At 49.0% G+C, this 21,936-nt stretch carries 17 protein-coding genes; 6 read left to right on the top strand and 11 right to left on the bottom strand.

What is annotated here, in order from left to right:
• The first annotated feature begins 8 nt into the window (after window positions 1-8).
• Both E0E41_RS14550 and hcp read left to right on the top strand, forming a co-directional pair.
• Complete coding sequence (locus E0E41_RS14550; RefSeq protein WP_130870506.1) at window positions 9-593, top strand: hypothetical protein; 585 nt, start codon at window positions 9-11, stop codon at window positions 591-593.
• A 382-nt stretch (window positions 594-975) separates the two neighbouring features.
• Window positions 976-2,571, top strand: a complete 1,596-nt coding sequence (hcp, locus tag E0E41_RS14540) for a hydroxylamine reductase (protein ID WP_242623796.1) — start codon at window positions 976-978, stop codon at window positions 2,569-2,571.
• 248 nt (window positions 2,572-2,819) lie between these two features.
• On the opposite strand, the gene E0E41_RS14535 is transcribed toward hcp, so the two are convergent.
• Window positions 2,820-3,524: a recombinase family protein gene (locus E0E41_RS14535; RefSeq protein ID WP_207303227.1), complete on the bottom strand. Its 705-nt coding sequence runs from the start codon at window positions 3,522-3,524 to the stop codon at window positions 2,820-2,822.
• 264 nt (window positions 3,525-3,788) lie between these two features.
• Here E0E41_RS14535 and E0E41_RS14530 point away from each other — a divergent pair, with 264 nt between their 5' ends.
• A complete protein-coding gene (locus E0E41_RS14530) occupies window positions 3,789-4,430 on the top strand; it encodes a hypothetical protein (protein WP_130870503.1) in 642 nt (213 codons plus the stop codon).
• Between the two features lie 363 nt (window positions 4,431-4,793).
• Here E0E41_RS14530 and E0E41_RS19305 read toward each other — a convergent pair whose 3' ends face one another.
• Window positions 4,794-5,132: a helix-turn-helix domain-containing protein gene (locus E0E41_RS19305; protein ID WP_075703393.1), complete on the bottom strand. Its 339-nt coding sequence runs from the start codon at window positions 5,130-5,132 to the stop codon at window positions 4,794-4,796.
• 125 nt (window positions 5,133-5,257) lie between these two features.
• Here E0E41_RS19305 and E0E41_RS14520 point away from each other — a divergent pair, with 125 nt between their 5' ends.
• The gene (locus E0E41_RS14520; RefSeq protein WP_101691742.1) at window positions 5,258-5,617 is read left to right on the top strand and encodes a hypothetical protein; all 360 of its coding nucleotides are present in this window, start codon (window positions 5,258-5,260) and stop codon (window positions 5,615-5,617) included.
• Between the two features lie 652 nt (window positions 5,618-6,269).
• On the opposite strand, the gene E0E41_RS14510 is transcribed toward E0E41_RS14520, so the two are convergent.
• Entirely contained in the window at window positions 6,270-6,596 is a 327-nt protein-coding gene (locus E0E41_RS14510) for a hypothetical protein (RefSeq protein ID WP_130870501.1), read from the bottom strand.
• 426 nt (window positions 6,597-7,022) lie between these two features.
• Between E0E41_RS14510 and E0E41_RS14505 the strand changes: the two genes are divergently transcribed.
• The gene (locus E0E41_RS14505) at window positions 7,023-8,231 is read left to right on the top strand and encodes an IS110 family transposase (RefSeq protein WP_130870730.1); all 1,209 of its coding nucleotides are present in this window, start codon (window positions 7,023-7,025) and stop codon (window positions 8,229-8,231) included.
• Window positions 8,232-8,344: 113 nt separating this feature from the next.
• On the opposite strand, the gene E0E41_RS14500 is transcribed toward E0E41_RS14505, so the two are convergent.
• The gene (locus E0E41_RS14500) at window positions 8,345-9,256 is read right to left on the bottom strand and encodes a hypothetical protein (RefSeq protein WP_130870500.1); all 912 of its coding nucleotides are present in this window, start codon (window positions 9,254-9,256) and stop codon (window positions 8,345-8,347) included.
• A gap of 348 nt (window positions 9,257-9,604) precedes the next feature.
• Here E0E41_RS14500 and E0E41_RS19300 point away from each other — a divergent pair, with 348 nt between their 5' ends.
• Window positions 9,605-9,790 (top strand): S-layer homology domain-containing protein, encoded by a 186-nt coding sequence (locus E0E41_RS19300; protein ID WP_101691739.1) that lies wholly within the window; start codon window positions 9,605-9,607, stop codon window positions 9,788-9,790.
• Window positions 9,791-9,861: 71 nt separating this feature from the next.
• Here the strand turns inward: E0E41_RS19300 and E0E41_RS14490 are convergent, their stop codons facing one another.
• The 7 genes from E0E41_RS14490 to E0E41_RS14460 all read right to left on the bottom strand — a co-directional run bounded on the left by E0E41_RS14490 (window position 9,862) and on the right by E0E41_RS14460 (window position 21,685).
• Entirely contained in the window at window positions 9,862-10,449 is a 588-nt protein-coding gene (locus E0E41_RS14490; RefSeq protein WP_130870499.1) for a hypothetical protein, read from the bottom strand.
• A 26-nt stretch (window positions 10,450-10,475) separates the two neighbouring features.
• Window positions 10,476-13,019 (bottom strand): DUF4268 domain-containing protein, encoded by a 2,544-nt coding sequence (locus tag E0E41_RS14485; protein WP_101691737.1) that lies wholly within the window; start codon window positions 13,017-13,019, stop codon window positions 10,476-10,478.
• Window positions 13,020-13,097: 78 nt separating this feature from the next.
• Window positions 13,098-16,151: a type I restriction endonuclease subunit R gene (locus E0E41_RS14480; RefSeq protein WP_130870498.1), complete on the bottom strand. Its 3,054-nt coding sequence runs from the start codon at window positions 16,149-16,151 to the stop codon at window positions 13,098-13,100.
• Between the two features lie 12 nt (window positions 16,152-16,163).
• On the bottom strand, window positions 16,164-18,080 hold the full coding sequence (locus E0E41_RS14475) for a restriction endonuclease subunit S (RefSeq protein ID WP_130870497.1): 1,917 nt from the start codon (window positions 18,078-18,080) through the stop codon (window positions 16,164-16,166).
• A 1-nt stretch (window position 18,081) separates the two neighbouring features.
• Window positions 18,082-19,866 carry a type I restriction-modification system subunit M gene (locus E0E41_RS14470; RefSeq protein WP_130870496.1) on the bottom strand — a complete coding sequence of 595 codons (1,785 nt, stop codon included), beginning with the start codon at window positions 19,864-19,866 and terminating at the stop codon, window positions 18,082-18,084.
• Between the two features lie 281 nt (window positions 19,867-20,147).
• Window positions 20,148-21,038 carry a DNA/RNA non-specific endonuclease gene (locus E0E41_RS14465; protein ID WP_130870870.1) on the bottom strand — a complete coding sequence of 297 codons (891 nt, stop codon included), beginning with the start codon at window positions 21,036-21,038 and terminating at the stop codon, window positions 20,148-20,150.
• A gap of 233 nt (window positions 21,039-21,271) precedes the next feature.
• A complete protein-coding gene (locus E0E41_RS14460) occupies window positions 21,272-21,685 on the bottom strand; it encodes a ribonuclease Z (RefSeq protein WP_130870495.1) in 414 nt (137 codons plus the stop codon).
• Window positions 21,686-21,936 lie beyond the last annotated feature (251 nt).

The following is a 21,936-nucleotide window of genomic DNA, read 5'->3' as shown; positions in this document are numbered from 1 at the left end:
GGTCGGGAATGAGTAAATTTTTAGGTCCTATTCACTACTGGCTGTACGACAAAATTGGGAACCAGGAAAAGTTGACTGCGGCTATAGCAAACTATGCGGAGAGTAAGGGGCTGATTGCATCGACTACTCCGTATGTAAAGGAACTGCCTCCTCTGGAGTCTGTGATTGATGAAAACAACATCCACGGCTGGCTTCAGGCACAGATCACCGATGCAGAAACCAGATATGCAAAGCTGATTGCTGCACTGGAATGCACCGATGAATTTGATTTGACTGAGGTGTTAGGTGTGGCTTTTGAATTTGGGAAAGACCATGCCGTAAGCGCCGATACCGATGTGATGGGCGTGTACAAAGCCTTTGAGGATTTCTTTGTGAATGGTATGCCATGTGATCGTGTGAATGTTGTTGTCGCTCAAGAGCCAGACGCACTCTCATGGGAAATGACTCAAGACATCCATGCTGCATATTGGGAGAACGGAGACTGTGCGACCTATTATGTGATCCGCATAGCTGTCATGGATGGAATGCTTTCTGAAAGCAATTTTGATGTTTTCATGAGCAGCCCCTACCAGTACTCTATCCGCAGGACATAACTCGATGCAGTCCAAGTTTAAGCGCAATATGATAGGATCGTTCAAACTTTTTATGTGGAGGAAAAACGCATCTTTTCATTCTTGCAGAGTATTTAAGGCTTACATGACAATTTTAGAAAAAGGAGCGGATATCCTTGGAGTGCATGGAGCATAAAAGCATGGCTGATAAAACACAAAAAGCAGCCTTATACAATGCGGATCTCTGTCCGTGCTTAAATGTAAATTGCGATTTGTACAAAAAATGCAATGAATGTATAAAACGGCATCATTCCTCTTCGAAGTACCCGCTAACTGCTTGTGAGATTTGCCAAAAAGATGGTTGCGAAAAGGTAAATCCCGCAAAATATCAAAGAGACGAATGATTATTGTTTAGGAGGAATTTATGGAACACAGTAAGATGTTTTGTTTTCAATGTGAGCAAACAGCTGGCTGCAATGGATGTACCGGCAATGCAGGTGTCTGCGGAAAGACCGCCGATGTAGCCCATTTGCAGGATGAACTGACTGGAGCGCTGATCGGCCTTGCTCGGGCTACTGATGGTGATACTCTGGCCACAACCTCAACCTGGAAAATTATGATTGAAGGCTTGTTCACCACGATTACAAATGTAAACTTCAATGCGGAAACCATTCGCGAGCTGATTCAGCGCGTTCACGCAGAGAAGGAAGCTCTGGTTCCCATGTGTTCCAGCTGCGGCTCCCCGTGCGGCAGAAACAACGACTATGATATGGCACTGCTGTGGAATGCAGACGAAGACATCCGCAGTTTGAAGTCGCTGATTTTGTTTGGTATTCGCGGTGTAGCCGCATACGCATATCATGCCATGGTGCTTGGTTATACGAATGAGGAGTTAAACCGTTTTATCGCCAAAGCGCTTTTTGTGATTGGTGAAGACTGGGATATGGAGCAGCTTCTTCCTGTTGTTATGGAAGTTGGTCAGTATAACCTCACCTGCATGGAACTGCTGGACAAAGCAAATACGGAAACCTTCGGTCATCCGGTTCCCACCGAAGTGCCGCTTAAGGTAGAGAAAGGACCCTTTATTGTGGTGACCGGCCACGATCTGCTGGATCTGAAACTCCTGCTGGAGCAGACAGAAGGAAAGGGAATCAATATCTATACCCACGGTGAGATGCTGCCCGCCCATGCCTACCCGGAGCTCAAGAAGTATCCGCATCTGAAAGGCAACTTCGGAACGGCCTGGCAGAACCAGCAGAAGGAATTTGCGGATATTCCTGCTCCCATTCTGTTTACCACTAACTGCCTGATGCCGCCCAAGGCAAGCTATGCAGACCGGGTCTTCACTACGGAAGTGGTGTCTTATCCTGAGCTGGTACACATTGGGGAATCCAAGGATTTCACGCCGGTGATTGAAAAGGCTTTGGAACTGGGCGGTTATTCCGAAGACCGACAGTTTACCGGTATCAATGGTGGCAGCACCGTTATGACTGGATTCGGGCACGAAACAGTACTGGGCGTTGCGGACAAAGTGGTCGAAGCAGTAAAAACCGGAGCGATTAAGCATTTCTTTCTGGTGGGCGGCTGCGATGGAGCACGCCCCGGCCGAAACTACTACACTGAATTTGTGAAAAACACTCCGAAAGACACGGTGGTGTTGACCCTGGCCTGCGGAAAATACCGCTTCAACGACCTGGATTTGGGCACTATTGGCGGACTGCCCCGACTCATGGATATCGGCCAGTGCAACGATGCATACAGTGCTATCAAGATTGCTGTGGCTCTTGCGGAGGCGTTTGAATGCGGTGTAAATGATCTTCCGCTTTCCATGGTGCTGTCTTGGTACGAACAGAAGGCAGTCTGCATTCTGCTGACATTGCTGTACTTGGGCATCAAGAATATCCGCTTGGGCCCCAGCCTTCCGGCATTTGTTTCTCCCAATGTACTCAACTATTTGGTAGAGCACTACAACATCGCGCCCATTACCACACCGTTAGAGGATATGCGGGAAATGCTGTAAAATCTTAATACCTGAAAACGCATTATAACTAAGAACAAAAGGGCCTCACTGATTGAGGCCCTTTTGTTCTTACAAATATCAATTATGAAACAATATGCTTTAACAAATCTGATGCCATTGCAGCAATAATTCGATTCAATATGATATATTCGTTCCCGGATTTCAACAGAACTAGCTATAATTCCAATGAAAGACGCATGTTCGGCTATGTCATTCTCTCCAATACCAAGAAGTGGGTGCTATCGAGTTTACTTGGTAACAGCCATTTCCTTGTCTACATTTCGGAGTTCTCTTTTGTATTTGTAGTAAGTATTCCGAGCCAGGCCGGTCAAACGCATAATCTCGGCATCACTGAGATTGCCATCAAATTCCTTGGAGAGTTTTTTGATTACCTCTTTCGATTCGATGCTTTTCCTGGTGACGACGATACTGTTCTTCTGACGACCAATCTGTTTCCCGTTCAGGCGTGCGGTTTCAATTCCTTCTCTGGTACGCTGATGCAGATCTCGGACTTCCTTTTCGGACTGCTCAAAGGCCAGCCGAATCTGCTCCTTGGCCAGCTCCAACAGGTAACGATTGACACCTTCCAAGATGTAGTCCACATTGCTGCCGGTCAGTTGAACGTTGTTTTCCAATGCCTTCTTATAGGTCTCAGTATTGATGTGGGGTTCTTTTAGGTAAACAAGGTTTACCCCTTTTTGATATAGCTCTTCATAGGTGGCAAAGCCTTCTTTCGCATCTCCGCTCATACGGGAAACGCTGTCAAAGACGATTTCATCCCCAGGCTGGATCCTACGCATCAGTTTCAGCCATTCCGGCCGATCCAGTCGCGTCCTGGTAAAGACCTCCTGCACGATAACGGCATCAGGGTAAGCCGCCTTGATATTCCGAATTTGCCGCTCAATGCTTTGCTTTGGCTTTGAGGTCCGACAGTAGCCATACCGCATCTTCATCTACCTCCGTACAGCGTATTGTTGTTGAGACTCGATGGTCTCAATATAGACCATCGTTTTAACTAGTACTATGATTTACGCCAAGATCGATCTTTCAGCAACAAAGATTGAGACACTTCAAAGGCAGGTTTATTTTGATACTGTGAGGGAGCGATTCAACCAGCAGTTCAATGACAAACGCGTGTGGATGCAGTACGATTGGAGCAACGGTGAAGCACTTTTGGTGTTAATAGTAGTCTGATGTCGTTCAAGGAGGTATGCACTATGAACATGAAAGATGCATTCCGTTTTCAAAACAAACTCAAAAACCTGATGTGTGAGGCCACCAGCATCCTGCAGGACCGGCGCAACATTGTCAAAGTCAAAACCACCCATCTGCGCAGTAAGGTCATGTCGGATGCCCTGGATGCCGTGGTGGAGGAGACTGCGCCCAGCGAGTATGCCGGGCACGCCAACGAGGTGGCGGCCTTCATCATGCTTTTGATGGAGGAGCGGGAGAATCTGAGCAAAGCCATTCATGCGGCCAAGAGCGGACTGGATCTGGATATGGACAGCGAGGTCGGCCTGAACCGGCAGCGCCAGGAACTGGCCGAAGTTTTCCGGCATATGACCACGCTCCGCAACAGCGAAAAGACCATCGCCGGCGGCGGATCTGGATTCCGCTTCAATGGTGAGGGCAACCAGGTTTCTTATCGGTGTGACGCTACCCAGGTCACCACCATCGACTTCGACCGGAACAAGATCCGGGGCATGGCCACGGCGCTGAGCAAGAAGGCAGACGAGATCTCCATGGCCTTGGATAAGTGCCTGGTCAATACCGAGGTGGCCTACGAAGCTCCTTTTGATATCAACGACAGCTTCGAGGAGATCCTCAACGACTTCATTGAAAAGGCGGCAGTTGCATAACTTTCCGAACCACACTTTCGGGTGTGGTGGGCGTGGCAGAATGGATAGGTCGTGATGATCGGTTCAGGCGCAGATGAATTATGAGGCTGCGCAACTCCGGCAGATTATGGACAGCATTTGCATGAATGTGAAATGAGCTCATAACTCATGATGAAAGGAACGCCAGGCGTTTCCCTCCGCGTTCAGCGCATTGCCGCCATTTCTTCCACACGTTTACCCTTAAATGCAGAATTCAATCTTACGCTCCCTTGGTACACATAGTAATGATGTGAAAATCTTTTTTCAAGTCGCTTGCTCACCTGGGGCAGGGCAGTGGCCTGGTTGGGCCACTGCAGGACCGAGGATGGACAGGCGGATAAGGGTCTAAGCGGTTTTGAAGTTCTGCCATGCCCACTGCACCTGAAGAAATTCTCCGATAAAATGACCTGAGCAGCAGACGGCTGCCTGCTGCTCGAAAGAGACGATATGAGAAGTGGGGATGATGATTTCATTCATTGGCACCTGGAGCAAAGCGCTCAGTGCGTAGAGATTATCTACGCTGGGAAGACTCTGCCCGCGCTGCCATTTGTAGATGGCCTGCGGCTCCTCAAATCCGAAATAGTGCTGGAGATCTCGGACTGTCAGGCCGCGATCCTTTCGGAGCCGGCAAATATTCGCTCCGGTGGCCACAGGATCGATCACAGGAAACTGAATCATGGACATATGGATCGCCTCCATTCATCAGGATGATTTCCGCCGCAGCGGAGTATTTCAGAATACCCGATATATTTCGGAATGGCAAGCGATTTTGAACATTTGTAATGAGATTGTCATATAGGAGGCGTTCGTTGAAACAAACAGACTTTTATCAGGATATTGAGCGGTTCTCACTGCTGAATGCCTACTACGCATACATGGATACAGATGCGTATCTGGCTGACCAGCTTTTTATCAAGCACCAGGTGCGGGTCCATTTTCGAGAGGAATATGCGCGGGATGGTTTTCCATACCGGGTCATCTTCTGCCATGTACGAAAGCGGGATCAGGAGCGTTTCCTTGCGGCACTGAATGAATTACCAGGTAAAATGATGCTGCTCGGCTATACAGACTATCTGGATGCCTGCCATGCCATTTGGGGGAACCGAAAATCGCATAATGAGAAGGAAGTGACAGACTGTGATGCAGTTCGTACCACTGAACAAGCGTAGCAAGAAGGCGCAGCGGGAATTTTACGCCCAAAAGCGCGGCTCCTGGCATGGAGTGAACCCAATTTCCCGGACTGTACAGAGCAGGAAGGCTTATGACAGAGCAAGAGTTAAACAATCGGATTACCGAAATCCTGAAGGTATCTGAAAAAGATGCGCGGCTGTGTCAGACCTCGGGTGGACGTCGGACTGGCAGGCAATACCGGCGCATACAAAGGGTCAGACACGATGATCGACTTCTGTTTCTTATTCAACACAGCGGATATGCGCCAAACATAGGGTATATCATCGGAGATTATGAAGAGAAAACGACTCTGCTTCATTCCGGCCTTNGGCAATACCGGCGCATACAAAGGGTCAGACACGATGATCGACTTCTGTTTCTTATTCAACACAGCGGATATGCGCCAAACATAGGGTATATCATCGGAGATTATGAAGAGAAAACGACTCTGCTTCATTCCGGCCTTCACATCAAGTACATGAAATCCAGCAGTCGGCAGCAGTATCTGAAGCGGAGGGCGAATCGCAAGGTTCGTAAATATCACACTCTACCAAAGAAGGGCAACCAGTATCGCAAAGTGTTCGAATACTGGTGGACACTCTATTGAACAAGCAATGACACCGACAAAAATGAATGCGAAGTAAAGATCCGCTATTCTTTTTCGATGTCCTCCGCTTCATTTTTGGGCTTCAGGCTCAGTACAAAATCCGTCAATAGAATGGCATTGAGAGCCGCTTTCTGCGAAGGGTACTTGATGTACCAGCTATGGGCCACTCCGTTTCTGTTGGGAATACCATACACGACATCATTAACACTGTAGCATTGGCCAAAAATCAGATTATTAAAGAAGTCACTGAACACCTCATCATAGCCGTTTTCATCCACTAAATCCTTACATTTTTCTTTGAATTTCTTCTCGTTTTTTCCTACCTTGGACTTGATAATCCCCTCCCACATGGTAGCCAGAAAGGGTATCACTAAGGCATACTCCTATTACAATAAATTTGGACAGGAAAGCCGGGCAGCCAGTCCGGCTTTCCCTCCATCTCGTGCCTAAGCTACAATAAGAGGAGCAACTGGCTGACCACTCACTCCTTGGGCTTGTAAGTCCGTACGAAAGACTGTNGTCTATTACAATAAATTTGGACAGGAAAGCCGGGCAGCCAGTCCGGCTTTCCCTCCATCTCGTGCCTAAGCTACAATAAGAGGAGCAACTGGCTGACCACTCACTCCTTGGGCTTGTAAGTCCGTACGAAAGACTGTCAGCCATCCTCTTGTTGTAGCGTTCGATTTCAGCAGGTTGAGCCACCGGATGCCGGGGAGTTCGCGTCACCCAATAGATTGAATCGGCAACGAGAAAAGATGGATTCCGGTTGCAGATTCTTTAGTATTGGAGGAATGTGGATGAACAGCGTTGGCATCGATGTTTCCAAAGGGAAAAGCATGATCGCCGTCATGCGCCCCTTCGGTGAGGTGGTGGTTTCACCCTTTGAAGTGCGACACACCGCCAATGAACTGAACGAACTGGCAGGGCTGCTCAAAAGTTTGGACGGTGAGACCCGTGTGGTGATGGAATCCACGGGTAATTACCACGCGCCGGTGGCCTGGCTGCTCCACGACGCGGGACTTTATGTCTCCGTAGTCAATGCAATGCTGGTGCATGACTATGGGAACAACAGTTTAAGACGAGGCAAGACTGACAAGAAGGACGCCGTGAAACTGGCCAACTACGGCCTTGACCACTGGCTCACACTACCGAAATATGTCCCGGAGGAGGACACCCGGCTCATGCTGAAGACCTGCTACCGGCAGTACCAGCAGTATTCCAAAGTACGGACCATGCTGAAGAACAACCTAATCTCCCTGCTGGACACCGCTTTCCCTGATGCAAACCGCCTGTTTACCAGTCCACCCCGCGCCGATGGCAGCGAGAAGTGGGTGGATTTTGTAGCCGCTTTTTGGCATTGTGAGTGTGTCTGTGGTTTGTCTAAAAAGGCCTTTACCACCCAATACCAGAAGTGGTGCAGAAAGCACGGCTACAATTTTAGCGAGGATAAGGCACTGGACATATACGCCTCTGCATGTGGACACTTCGGTGTCATGCCGAAAACGGATACGGCAAAACTTTTGGTAGAACAGGCTGTTTCCCAACTCCGGGCAACTTCCGCCGCGTTAGCTGCTCTCAAGCAGGAGATGCAGTCCCTGGCCGTTTCTCTACCGGAGTATCCTGTGGTGATGGAGATGTTTGGTGTTGGCCCAACCCTCGGCCCCCAACTCATAGCTGAAATTGGCGATGTACGCCGTTTTCATTCCAAGAAAGCGCTGGTGGCCTTTGCAGGCATTGACGCCCCACCTTACCAATCTGGACAAGTGGATGTCCGTAGCCGTAACATTTCCAAGAGAGGATCTGCCTCACTGCGAAGGACGCTCTTTCTGGTGATGGGGGTCCTCCTGCAATGCGCTCCAATGGATGAGCCGGTCTACCAGTTCATGAACAAGAAACGCTCTGAAGGTAAGCCCTACCGTGTCTACATGATGGCCTCCGCCAACAAGTTCCTGCGCATCTACTACGCTTCTGTGAAAGCCTACCTGGATTCTCTGGAGCATGGCTGATTTCCCAGCTCTATACTGTCTGGCTGACCGCCATTTTTTGAAATGCACAGCGGTTTAATTTGGTGCACCCTTTTCCTTTGCTCGTTTCCTTTGAAAGTTTTACTTGACTTTTGTTAGCAGGTCTTTCGGAGATAAGCATCAAGAGTCTGGCCAAGTGCCTTTTTGAAATAAGGTTCGATCTCCGAATCGTTCCATTTCTTCTTGATACGCTTGATTTCGGCCTTGGTGTAGTGGGATAGGATGGCCGTATCTATCCGTTTTTCACATCGCTTGCTTACAGTTGCACCTATTTTACTGGAAGCGATGATTTCGTTTATCTCGTCAAACAGCATATCACCCGCCAGGGTAGAGGCGTATGGGAACCATCTGGCCTGATACATGACCTGCAGGTGCAGTTTTTGAAGCTCCCTGTATCGCTCCTCCTCCAGCCGACGTTCTGTGTCCCAGCGTTCCCAAATGCGGGTCAGCGGGGAGATGTCCACCGTCTGCAACCAATCCAAGAAGGGAGATTGAACAGTGGCAAGGGCGGAAGAATAGGCATCCAGCACACCTTGGATATTTGTCATATAGTTGGGGGGCTGAACTCTTTCGATGTTATTGGCGAACTGGAGTGCCGCTGTGTCTAACTGTAAGTTGGACATTTGAAGTGCTGCCAAACCCATCGGCTCGGCAAATCTTGTGGCTACTTCTGTGGCTGCCATAACTGTTGGATTCTGAGTAGCATCGAGTGCAGCAGTCAGTGTTCCTTCCGGCTGACGAGCCATCTCGGCTGCAGCTATTACTGTGGGGTTCAGCACGCTGTGAGCCGGAATCTGGCAATTCATGATTTGGCTGTTAATTGCGGATAACCGCTCCAGAGGCATCACCATGGCTTTGATGCGTTCCTGCGTCTCAAGAATAGGAGGTATATGTTTGGTGAGCCTTTGAGTTAGCTCAACTTGTTTTCTGAGTTCTTGAGGAATAGGATTGTATGGATTATGCTTACTCAAAGATTTCACTTCATTTCTTTTTATAGTTACCAGCATAAACACTGTATCTTTGTGCTTAGCTGCTTCTAGCTGCGGGCTCGCACTTCCGGCTTTTCAAGGTAAATATGACTTTACGATACTAAGTTTCATATTCGAAATGAACGATGAAGACAAAGACGATCAACTGTAACAAGTTGGTCGCTTTTGCCTTGATTGTGTTCGAGAGACAGTTAGTGTGCTGCCCGATGATGTTATTAGCATAGCGCTCTTATCTTGAGTATGTCAATGCCTCTATGCAGACGAAGCGTTCTCTCTTCATTGTGATTGATGGTAAACGATATATTGTATGATGAGAGGAAGATGCGAAACACATTGTAGAGGAATTGGAACGGCAGACCTTGCTGCGTGCGAACACGTTTTGCTGGAAAGAAAAAACTTAATCCTCCCCATGGATGCCAATATTACTCTAGTGCAGTCATTTGGGCCGCCAGTAACCAAATCACTGCGAGAACCAGTGCGACTACATTTAGTCCCGAGGCGGTGGTTTCCCGTGCACAGGCTATGACCTTCCTGTATCGAGAACGGACTTGATCAGCAAAACAAAATGATGATGGGAGGGATCGGAATTTCCGATCCCTCCCACTTGCTTTCATATTGTTCGTTCAGTCCCCCCACTTTGCATCAGCGATATTACCGTGTTGGTGCGTACAAGCTTTGTACTCCCTCACAAACCGTTGCATGCTCGGAGGCCGCTGGCCATCGGCTTTCCCCGACAGTTGGCCTTCTGATACCTTTCCGTCGAAGGCAGCCAATTCAGGCATAGACAAGATTATCCTCAATTCTTCAGATGCAATACCGAGAGGGTCATTTTCACTTTGACTAGTCAGGGAGCCTTCATACTTGAAATTCTGCCCAGTTTCACTGAGTAGGCACAGCCTCCACATACCTACATCTGTAACAAGCGCAGATGATTGGGGGAAGGTAAATACCATCGCGATCAATTTAAGGATATAATCCGCATCTGTGGGTGAAATCGTTGAACATTCTTTTCGATGAAGTTTCTGCTTTACCCCATCCCCATATAAGTAATTGCTGAACCAGATCTTCCCTCTGGAATTGAGCGTCAACCGCTGTTCGACCTCACGATCTGGAGCAGGCATCGGTCCAAAACCGATCATCTCTGAAATCAGACGCATTGATTTAATCTTACCCTCGAAGGCAACATTTGAATCATATGCGGGCCTTCTCATAATGCTCACCTCATAAGTTGCCGGGCCTATGGAAGAAATGGTGTCACAGCCTTGAGGAGTCTTGCCCCTCGCTCAACGTGAAATTTAATCATCGCAGGCCAGTCATCATGGTTCGTCACGCTGACATCGAGAAGTTCATCATATAATTTACAAGAACGATTGCCTTCTTGGTTGTACCATTTCAGTGGTCGGCCGTAATCCTCCTCAATTTGAGAGCGATGACTTTTCAGCGAATCATAGATCATTTGGTTCCTTCCTGCATTCCCGGTATCGATATAGATTTCTATACGGGCTTGATCGTAGTTCGCCACGCAAGATAGCTGGACACCAGGGCAACTCGTAGAGCCAGACATATAATTGTTTTTGGTCGGGGAGACATAATTGAAAGTGCCTGTCTCGGTACGAATTGCTGGAAGGACCTGCGACCAGTACTCTCTACGTACCTTATGCCGCAGACTAGATTCCTCATCGTTGCATTTCTTTTCGTTGAGGAAAAACACCAAGTCAGATGGGTCTTGATCGTAATGCTCAAACAGCCGTCTCAGCATATTCAGCTTGTGTTGCGTGGAGGTCCCGGTATTAACATAGATACCTTCAACGACCAGTGCAGATGCCTCAAACCCATCTCCTGTCCTAAAGAATTGGCTGGCCAGATCGACGCTATCATCGGCGCCGGCAAGATAATTCAGATACGCCGTATCGATATTGTGGAGTTCCTTCAGCATCTGGACATACATATCAACCCAAGTTGTGGCTTCATGTTCAATTCCACGAAAACGATACTTCATCAGTTGACGCCCAGTCAAGGAGGCATCATCATCTAGCGCAATTTCGTCATACTGCTTCTGCGGTGGAACATAAGTAGTATCCTTATTTGGCCAAAGGGCAATGCACTGATTTACCAGCATACTGCTCCGCTGCTCCAGTTCTGGAAGGCCCCAATGATCGGCTTTGGCGATTTGTTGGGTCATTTTCAGTCCGCTCTGCAGATAGCCGTCTTTCATTGTTTTCTTATCTTGGAAGGAGGCATTGCTGTACCTGATATTGTAAGAGGAGGCTGCCAGGGTCAGGTTTGCGAGCCGGTGGAGCCATTGGCCGTGGATATTTTCAGCATCGTCACCGAGCTCGCTGGCCCAAGCAGGAGTTAGATGCTGGGGCATGATGTGCTCAATGGTGTACTCACCACTGTCCAGACGATTATAGATCTCTTTGTACTCCGAGCTATCTCCATTCTCTATGCGCTCGAAGATGTACGCCTTATATCTGGCCGGCATTGTGTAGATATTCTTGTTTTTGAGACCTTCAGCAAAATCTTCGTCTGTTGGGAAGGCTGCCTTCTCCTTCTTGTTTCCAAAAACATACCGCAGTTTCTCAATGAAATCATCATAGGTACCATCGAGACGCTTGATGTCATTGCAGAGCGTAAGGAATACTTTGCTCTGGGTGTTGGATGGCAAATCGCAGATGAGGCGGCGAAGTAGATAGGACTCCACAATGCGGCAGACCTCACCCACATCCTCTAAGGTAAGCACATCCTCCTCCTGTAGTCGGAAGACTTCCATTAGAAACGGCCTGCAAACACTGCTTTCGAAACGGTTCAGCCGATATAGCGAAGCCCGGAGTTTAATTGGAAAGTTCGGATTCCCAACCCGGATCTTGTTATACCTCTTCGCATAGTCCCGGAGTTCTTTAAGAACATCCTCTATCTGGCCGCGCTTTTCAACATAATCCTTGAACTCCTGGTAGATCTCCTTCATTGCGGTCAGACGTCGCTCCTTAATCCCCAGATAGTCACGGATGAACGGACTCACGTCGTAAGAGTTCGTCTGTTTGTCGTAGCCAGCGTTTTTTTCAATGGGGCACCAGTAGTCATCATAGAACTGCTCCTGCTCCTCCATAGATCGTCGCATAAGAACAAAGTTCCGGATTTTGTCGCCCTCATTCAGATCAAGGCCGGTCGAATTGAGGCTCTCAAACACTAGTTGTGGATCGTCGTCGGGTGGTGTTAGCGTGATGTCGATGATCTGGAGCTTCTCTACCGCCGTAAACAATTGGTCTACGCTGATGTCCTCACGCTGGATCTGATTATAGAAGAATAGGTAATTCTGTGTGATACGGGAGCTGAAATTGTACTCAGACGGATCGCCCCAGAGCCTGTCATAAGCGTCCTGATCTCCTTTGATGGGCTTTAGCTTCATCTTCCTCTGCTTAGGATTGATTTCATCAACGAGATATTTCTTCGTGATGACGTCATACAGGTTTGGATCATTAGGGGTAACGAGTCCATCCTTGATCAGATTAGCAATCGCCAAGAGGAGAAGCGAAACTGTGGTAATCCGCTGCTGGCCATCGATAACCAGATAGTCTGAACTGCTGCCCATAGGATCACTGACGGAGACTATACCACCGAAGAAATGCCACCGTTTGTTATCTCGGATCGTCTTTACAAGGTCGGAGTAGAGTTTCTTGCAATGTTCTTCCTTCCAGTCGTAATTTCTCTGATAGACAGGTATTACGAGCTTGTCCGCATTCTTCAGAAAATGTGTCAGTAGCTTTCCTTGACCATTCACGCTGACTCCTCCAAATTTTTCTCTCTAAACCCATTTCAAGTTGTGCATTGCCATGGATCAGTACGTCTTATACCCATATTATCCATTCCGAAGTTCCCGATACAGTTCCTTTGCCAAGGCGACCATGATGGCTTTATACTTGGCGGTATCCTCAAATAGCTTCGTATAGGTTTCCGTGCTCTCGATATAGGAGGCCTGGGCAGTCTGGTCGAAAATCTTGGGGAACACATTTTTTTCGAAGATCTGCTGTCCATCCACTTTAGCTGCTTTGCGAAGCTTTTTATCCGCCAGTAGTTTCTCACGCAAAGTCCCAATCAAGACTCTGTCTGCTTCAGTAAAATCGCCTTTATAGGTCTCATTGATTCGATCAATGACCTCGTCCAGCGGGTCTTTCTTGGCGTTCATGTTGACCGCCTTCTTCGTCTTCGCGGGCTCCAGGGCCGTTGCCTTATCTTCCAGTGTGATTGCTCCCTCAAAGGTTTTTTCCAGACGGTAGTACTCCAACTTCACCCGGTTCTCCAGGTCCCAGGGGGTGGAAGGCTCTGCAGGGATCAGTTTGGAGAGATAGGAACAGAAGAGAAACTCCTTATGAAGGTCCTTATCGAACATCCGCACGATCTGAGAGATGTAGTTATACCACTTCACAAACGCTCGGATTAGGCGGCGGAACTGGTAGCGGTCCTCCTTGCTCAGTTGATTGTAAGCCTTGGCCACCGGGAGCAGAGCGTTGGAGATCTTCGCCTGGACGGAGGTGGCCTTTTTCGCATCTGGAGCGAAGTAGATTTTGCTGACCACCTCAATATCACTTTCGTTATACAGTTTGAATTCCCGGAGCTGCTTCTGAGTCTTGTAAATCAGGTCAACATTGATTTCCTCGGTGAGGCTAGTCTCCTGGTAGTATGGCTGGAAGGCCTCCAGAATTTCTTCCTTGGTATTCACAAAGTCCAGAATGTAGGTATCTTCTTTTCCAGGATAAGTACGGTTCAGACGGCTCAAAGTCTGGACTGCCTTCACATCTCGTAACTTCTTGTCCACAATCATGGTGTGGAGCAACGGCTCATCAAAGCCAGTCTGGTACTTCTCCGCCACGATCAGCACATCGCCCTCGTCGTGGAAGACCTGCTTGGTCTGGGCCTCGCTGACGCGGTTTCCCTCCCGGTCTCGGTTCATGCCGCTTTCAGTGTACTCTGTGCCGTTCTCCTCGTCTGGGTCCCTGATACCTCCAGAGAAGGCAATCAGGATCTCTACATCGTCGTAGTGATTTGCCTCCAGATATGCCTTGATCTCGTGGTAGTAGCGCACCGCCGCCAGACGTGAGGCCGTAACCACCATCATTTTACCCTTTCCGCCGATTTTGTGCTTGGTAATGTCCCGGAAAGTCTCCACAATGATGGCGGCCTTCTGCTGCAGGTTGTGGGGGTGAAGCTCCTCAAAACGCCGGATAGTCTTGATGGCCTTGATAGTGGGGACCTCCGGATTGTCCGGGGTGTTCTTGGCGATTTGAAAGCAGGTCTTATAGGTGGTATAGTTCTCCAGCACATCCAAAATGAAGTGCTCCTCAATGGCCTGTCGCATGGAGTAGATATGAAAGGGGTGGAAAGAGCCATCCGCATACTCATCCCCGAACATCTCCAGGGTCTTGTTCTTTGGCGTGGCAGTAAAGGCAAAAAAACTCAGGTTCTTGTGCTTGCCGTGGGAGACCATCTCTCGCACCAGCTTGTCCTCCGCATCCTCCAGTTCGTCCTCGGCCTTACCCTCCAGCTCCGCATATTCTTTGAGTGCATCATGGGTATCCGCCAGGGCAATTTTCAACTTCATGGCGCTCTGGCCAGTCTGGCTGCTGTGGGCCTCGTCCACGATGACGGCAAAAGCCTTGCCGGATGTGTCGTCTATCTGTTCATAGATCACGGGGAACTTCTGCAGAGTGGTGACGATGATCCGCTTGCCGTTGTTCAAAGCGTCCCGCAGATCTTTGGCGGACTTCTTCTTGTCGATGGTCACTACAGAACCCAGGGTGTGGTCGAAGCCAGAGATAGTCTCTTGGAGCTGGGCGTCCAGCACCGTGCGGTCTGTGACGATGACCACGGAGTTGAAGATGGGCTTGTTGTCATCGTCATGGAGGCTGGCCAGACGGTAGGCGGTCCAGGCGATAGAGTTGGACTTCCCGGAACCGGCGCTGTGCTGCACCAGATAGTTTTTGCCGGGGCCGTTGGTTCTGACATCCTGGATCAGCCGACGCACCACATCCATCTGGTGATACCGGGGGAAGATGACTGACTTTTTAGTGATTTCCCTTTGTGCGCCATCTTTCTGAGGCGCCTTCTCTTTCTTCACTTGGAGGTTGACGAACTTTTGGATGATGTCCAAAAGGTTGTCTTTTCGCAATACGTCCTTCCAGAGGTAGGAGGTCACGTAGTCTCCATCCGGTGAAGGCGGATTCCCGGCTCCGCCGTCCCTGCCGGGGCCGTTACTGCCCTGGTTAAAGGGGAGGAAGTAGGTCTTGGCCCCATCCAGCTTGGTGGTCATCACCGCCTCATAGAGATCCACGGCGAAGAACACCAGGACGCGGTGGTTCAGCCGGAACGCTGGTTCCTTGGGGTCCCGGTCAAACATCCACTGCCGCTTGGCATTGTCCACGCTTTGGCCGGTGAGCTGGTTCTTAAGCTCGATGGCTACGACCGGGATACCGTTGACTGCCAACATCATATCTACGCTGTTGTTGTTCTGCCCGGAGTAGTGCCACTGGCGGATACACTGGCAGATGTTTTGACCGTAGTGTTTGACAGCCACATCGTTGAGAGTGGACTCCGGCTTAAAGTAGCACACCCGGAACTCAATCCCCCGGTGCTTGAACCCGTGGCGCAGGACACTTATCAGTCCATCGTTCTCCACGGCGTTCTCAAAAGCCTTGTAGAACTTCTTCTCCGGATCGGAATTGCACTGTTTCTCGAAACGTTGCCACTGGATGGGCTGTGTGGCCTGGACAAAGCCCACCAGGGTAGCTAAGTCCAGGGCCATACCGGAGTCCATGGAAGCCCGATAGCCCGCGTCTGACGCCTTCTGCCAACCACCGACAGGAGAGATCAGGAAGGACTCGATATCTTGTTCAAACTGTCTTTCGTTATCGGGCATGTCGTATCCTCCTTACGCTTCTTTCTGCAATGTGTGAACTCCAGAACCTTTGGGCACAAACCGATGTTCTCTCATTTTGAATAGAGTGTCCTGCCAAGTAGAATACTGAGGATTTGCCTTATTAGGAGTCCAATTCGTAACGACCTCGCCAATTATCTCTTTGTCAGTAGGATGGGATACCCCATCAATAATAAAGTCATTCCATGCAGCGAGCAAGGTCGCTACACGTTCAGCCTGAGAGGTTTTCATTGGCCTCAAAAAATCCACTATTTTTTCGAGTTTCAGATCAATTTCAGAAAAAGTATCCATATACTCCCGCAAGCCCTCTTCGAATTGATTTCCCTTTTGGTAGGAGACAGGCGATCCTTTCAGAACCGTGTACCAGCCTTTTGCGTTAATGATTTCTTCTATGTTTGGGAGATCTGGATCGTATGGGCCATGTTCGTATCGAATGAATTGAGTGTGAAATGGCATATTTAGCAAACACTCTGCGGCAAACATACATTTCTGCAACTGAATTCGTCCCCGGACACCAGTACCAAGCAAGTCCAACACCCTGAGCATAAGCAGAGCCTTTCTGTACCGCATTATCTCAGGGGAAAGAATAGCAATCGTCATTTGATTGGTATCTTCTACTCTCCTTTTTCCAGTCACAACCTCATAAATGAGGGACTTTTTGTAGATTTCCAAGTCAGCAATAAGAGATTCTTTTTTTGCGATTAGTTCATCAATATGCAAACACTCTTTATCGAGATATTCTGCAATCATGCATTGCTCTTGGTATGGGCACTCGATTGCATAATATGCCATTAGTTTTGTTAAAGTTGTTCTTGGCATTGCTGAACCAGCCATGGATTTTCTGATTTGGAATTGAAGAACCTCAGATTCAATTAACCACATTAAATATTCGCTTAAAACATTGTCTTTCGGGGTAAGCATCGCAACAGAAGACAAAAGAACACATGGCATATCATCAGTCATCATTCCCACACGGCCTGTTGTTGCTCCGTCTTTAACCAGTAATACATCCCCAGATTGAGGCTGACACCCTGTCTTAACCAAGTTTTGAAAATTTTCTTCTGAAACAGTGCGACATTGAGAATAATCAATTCCTTTTCCATGGACATCTCGGGCTGTCACATAAGGGAATCCATCCACTGTTGTTTCCGGCGAAAAGTGGCTACCATCTTTAATCCTCTGGCAGATACGCTTTAGAGAGGTGATTCTCCAATGTGCAGGAATAGAACCGATAAATTCTACGCCGCTGTCCTTCATCTCCACATTCGGGTCCAGGCCCTTGGTGACAGCCCCGTAGATAATGGATGCCTTCCACTGCCTATAGTCCTCAATGCTGGCCTTGGCTTGGGTGATGATCTCGTCGATCTTGGCGCATTGGGCGTCCAGGTAGGAGGCGATGGCGGATTGGATTTCGTATGGAGGTACTGGGATATAGAAATTTAAGAATATTTCTGCTGGGAGTCGCCATCTCCCAAAGCCTGAAACCCCTTGCCCTAAGCCGTAGAAGATTCTTTGTTGATAGCAAGTTTGAAATACATATCGGTAAAAACCCGGATAATATTTTTCGGGATTAGACGATTGAAATACACGGTAGTCAGGACTGGTTACACCATTCATACAAGAAATATCAACCCATCCGGTGAGTAAATCCATGTGATTCATTATAAAGTCACCTGAATCAACAAGTTGATACTTAGAATAATCCAGTGAAAATTGTCCTTTTTCGCTCATGTCTTTGGGCTTGATCCCTCTTTGTGTAACAGACAACACTGTATGTCCGAGTTCACCTGCAATCACTTTTTTAATCCTAAATGCATACTTTACCCGAATGGCACACCAATTGTTTGGAATTTTTCCCAGCCATTCAATCCCGCTTTCTTTCATCTCCGTATAGCCCTTTGCCGGGGTCATCTCACTCACCTTCCTTCCCAAACAAGTCGTGGAGCTTCTGCATCAGGGCACGCTCATGCTCCTCGATACGCTTGGCAATCTGGTCGGCGGGCTCAATCTCTTTGTACTCGTAGAAAGTGCGGGTGAAAGGAATCTCATAGCCAACCTTAGTCTTGCTCTTGTCGATCCAGGCATCCGGGTTATAGGGCAGGACTTCATGTGCAAAGTATGCATCGATGTCCTCGTCCAGCGGCACATTCTCCGTGTCCCGCTTTTTGGGGTCGGCCACAGGCTTGCCCTTTTTCAGGACCTTCTTCCCGTCCTCATCCAGCAGGGGGCTTTCCACGGTGATCTTGTTATAGCCCAGGGCTACACTGTCCAGCACCCGGCTCTTGCAGACGAGTTTTGCCCCGGACTCCAGCTCCCGCTCACATGTCTGGTCCCGGTACTCCCCGTAGGCCCTGACAATCAACTCCCGGCAGGCCTCGGTGATGTCCACTCGCTTGTTGCCGATGGGCTTCCGGCGAGACTCATAGCACTTGCTGGCATCAATGAGCTGGACCCTCCCGATATGCTCCGAAGGCTTGTCCTTGGTGATGATCCAGATGTAGGTGGCGATGCCGGTGTTGTAGAAGCTGTCGTTGGGGAGTTGCACGATGGCGTCCAGCCAGTCGTTTTCGATCAGATACCGGCGGATCTCCGACTGGCCGGAACTGGCATCCCCGGTGAACAGAGAGGAGCCGTTCTGGATGATGGCCATGCGGCCCTCCGGCTTCAGTTTGGACAGACCGTTGAGCAGGAACAGCATCTGCCCGTCGCTTTTGCTGGGGAGGCCGGGACCGAAGCGACCAGCGGAACCCTTCTTATGTTCTGCCTCCACCGCCGTGGCCTCCCGCTTCCAGTCAATTCCGAAGGGAGGGTTGGAAATACAGTAATCGAACTGATAGCCGTCGAACTTATCATCGTCCAGGGTGTCACCGAACTGCATATTGTCCGGGTCGCCCCCACGGATCAGCATGTCAGCCTTGGCGATTCCAAAGGTGAAGGGGTTCAACTCCTGGCCAAAACAGGTGACATCTGCATCGGCATCCAGTTGCTTCAGCCGCTCTTCCATGCAGGTGAGCATCTGGCTGGTGCCCATGGTCATGTCGTAGACCGTCTTTGTAATGCTCTCCCCGTGGAAGGTGTTCTGATCTCCCGTCACCAGCAGGTCGCACATCAGGTAGATGATATCCCGGCTGGTGAAGTGTGCTCCGGCCTCCTCGTTGTAGGACTCGGAAAACCGCTGAACCAGGTTCTCAAAAATATAGCCCATATCAACGGCACTGATCTTTTCCGGCTTCATATCCGCCTTGTCAGAGCAGAAGTCCACGATAACCTGATAGAGCAGTCCGGCCTCCTCCATGCGGTCGATCTGGGCGTTGAAGTTCATGCGTGCGAGGATGTCCTGCACATTGTCGGAGAAGCCATTGAGATAAGCGCGGAAGTTATCGTTGATGTTCTCTGGGTCTGCCCGCAGAGTCTCGAAGGTGAACGGGCTGGTATTGTAGAACTGGTATCCAGCAGCGGTCCGCAGGAAGCCCTCTTTGACTGCAAGGTGCTCTACCTTCTTACAGGTATCCAGTACCGCTTGATGGGTTGGCAGCAGGCAGTCGTGGAACCGCTTGACCACCACCATGGGCAGGATCACCAAGCCGTACTCATGGGGTTTGAATGCACCAAAGAGGGTGTTTGCCACATTCCAAATGAGAGTGGCCTTCTCCTGGATATTCCGGCCCACAGAGGCCAACTGTTCATTTGCGGTCATAATATCGCCCTTTCTGTTTGTGGCATACATCCTTACTTAGTTACTTTATAATACGATATAATATGGGATTAGTCAAAATCGCTTTGTGCCAATCCATGCCTTTAACCCATCACGAATTGCCGTCTAGGCAAAGAGACTCGTTCAAGCCACTGTTACCTGATGTTGTTAGCTTTCTTCGAAATCCATGGCATGTTCAGTCTTCGCCCTCGAGATGACTTTGCGCAATTGCGAATATTATATCATCATTTAGACTTTATGCGCATTGTGCTTCTGATATTATTTCATGGATTACACCGCTTGCAGGGAACATATGCACGTTCAATTAGATCCTCGCGTGAGCCGTAATAGTCCTCACGGTTGGAATCCTTGATATCGTCCGCACTGGCGCAAGATGGCAGGTGGAACTTCTTCGTGTTGTTGTTCAAAACATAGTGTGCCTCAGCGGTTGATGTTCCGGCTTGGGTATCGGAAGAGGGTTCATAGGCAACCGATGGTTCTGAAGTGGAAGCAGCTCCGTCTAGCGTGCTGTCTCCCGTTGCATAGTTGATCGTCACCCCCGGCTGCACATTGTAGGCAAAGATACAAAAGCAGATGCCATCACCATCATCCTCAACGGAGTAACCTTCCATCAGGACTCCAGCAGCCAGTAGGTTGTCCCCTTCAAAGACGGGCGTGACGCGGTAGAGAACATGGTTGTTCGTTTCCTGAACATAGTCGGCAACCATATTCTCGAAAGGTAGCATTCCATCAATGTTCAAATATCTGGTGCCAGTGATCAAGTTCCTCTCATTCGCATTCTCTCCCGAGAGTTGGAAGCCGATCAAGTGACAGCGATTGTAGAGGTAATTCCCGTCAACAACACCATTATACCGCACAGTGTGCCAGCCGGAAGCCTTGACCGATCCAATAGATCCGCGTTCCTCGGTAGGCATCAGATCCTGCCCTATGCAGGCATATGCGGTGCCGCACCGGCTGAGCGAGTCGAGAGCGCTATATAGCTCAAAAGAAGTTGTTGTCAGTTCAGAAGATGTGAAATAAGGAATATTTCCATTGACTGCAACATAAGCCGATCCACTATAAGGCTCAACATCGGAAAGTGAAAAACTGGTGGCAGCAGTACTTTCACTTGGAAGAGTCGAGGAAACTGGTTGGTCAATCTCTTGGCCGGTCATGCTACCCTGTCCATTCGGCCCCGACGGCTTCTCAGCCTCTACGCCGGAGTCATCTGTGTCGGCAGATGACTGCTCTACACGATCAGTAGATTGCGGACTTTCCACAATTCCAGAGGAAACACTGGATGGAGAATCATCCGGGTAATTGGAAGAGTTGCCTTCGTCCGTCGAACAACCAACTAAGAGGGAAAGGACAAGAGCTGCCAGCAGGAAAATGGATGTAACTTTCTGTTTCACCGTTCAAATACCTCCATAGTGATTCTTTCGTGTGAGTATCCGGTAAAGTTGCTTGACAGAGCAAGATGCCATGTTCCTTCATGCAGCTTCAAATCAAAATACCGATCGGCTGGGTAGGTTCGGTTCCACTTGAAAATAATCAGTTTTTCAATGCGTTTCTCGACCGGAGCCAATGCGGCATCTTCGACAAAGCAGAAGTCCCCATTGCCGGCATCTCGCAAGAAAGTATCCGAAACAGTCAGATCAGGAGGATTGAGGTCAGAAAATAATCTAGCGGAATAGTGGCTCATGTGTAAAATCGAGTGCTTCGTCAATCTTAAGATCTGCGCACACAAGCTCTTATCCCGACTCTGCCGACGGTGATTGAACATCATGCCGCCTTTATCGTCCAAACAGACTATTACAATCATCGGATTCCCCCTTCAGGTCGCACCCCCGTACTCTTTCTCCAGAGTGTCATTGCCTGGACTTGAGAGTATAATTGCAGGTTACCTGTTAAATAATACGGACAGCTATTTTACTAACAACAGTGGATTAACTGCCCTTTGGGCACACCGCACTTCATTATCCACGAGAATGCTCACGCTGTATTCGCCCGTCACTAACCAGATTTTACCATTCGCATTTGTGCCGTATGCCTTCATTTGCCTGCCAAAGGTTG

It is taken from the genome of Intestinimonas massiliensis (ex Afouda et al. 2020) (genome assembly GCF_900626285.1).
In the GTDB taxonomy this organism is placed as follows: Bacteria; Bacillota; Clostridia; order Oscillospirales; family Oscillospiraceae; genus Flavonifractor; species Flavonifractor massiliensis_A.
This window is presented reverse-complemented; position numbering and strand designations above follow the sequence as displayed.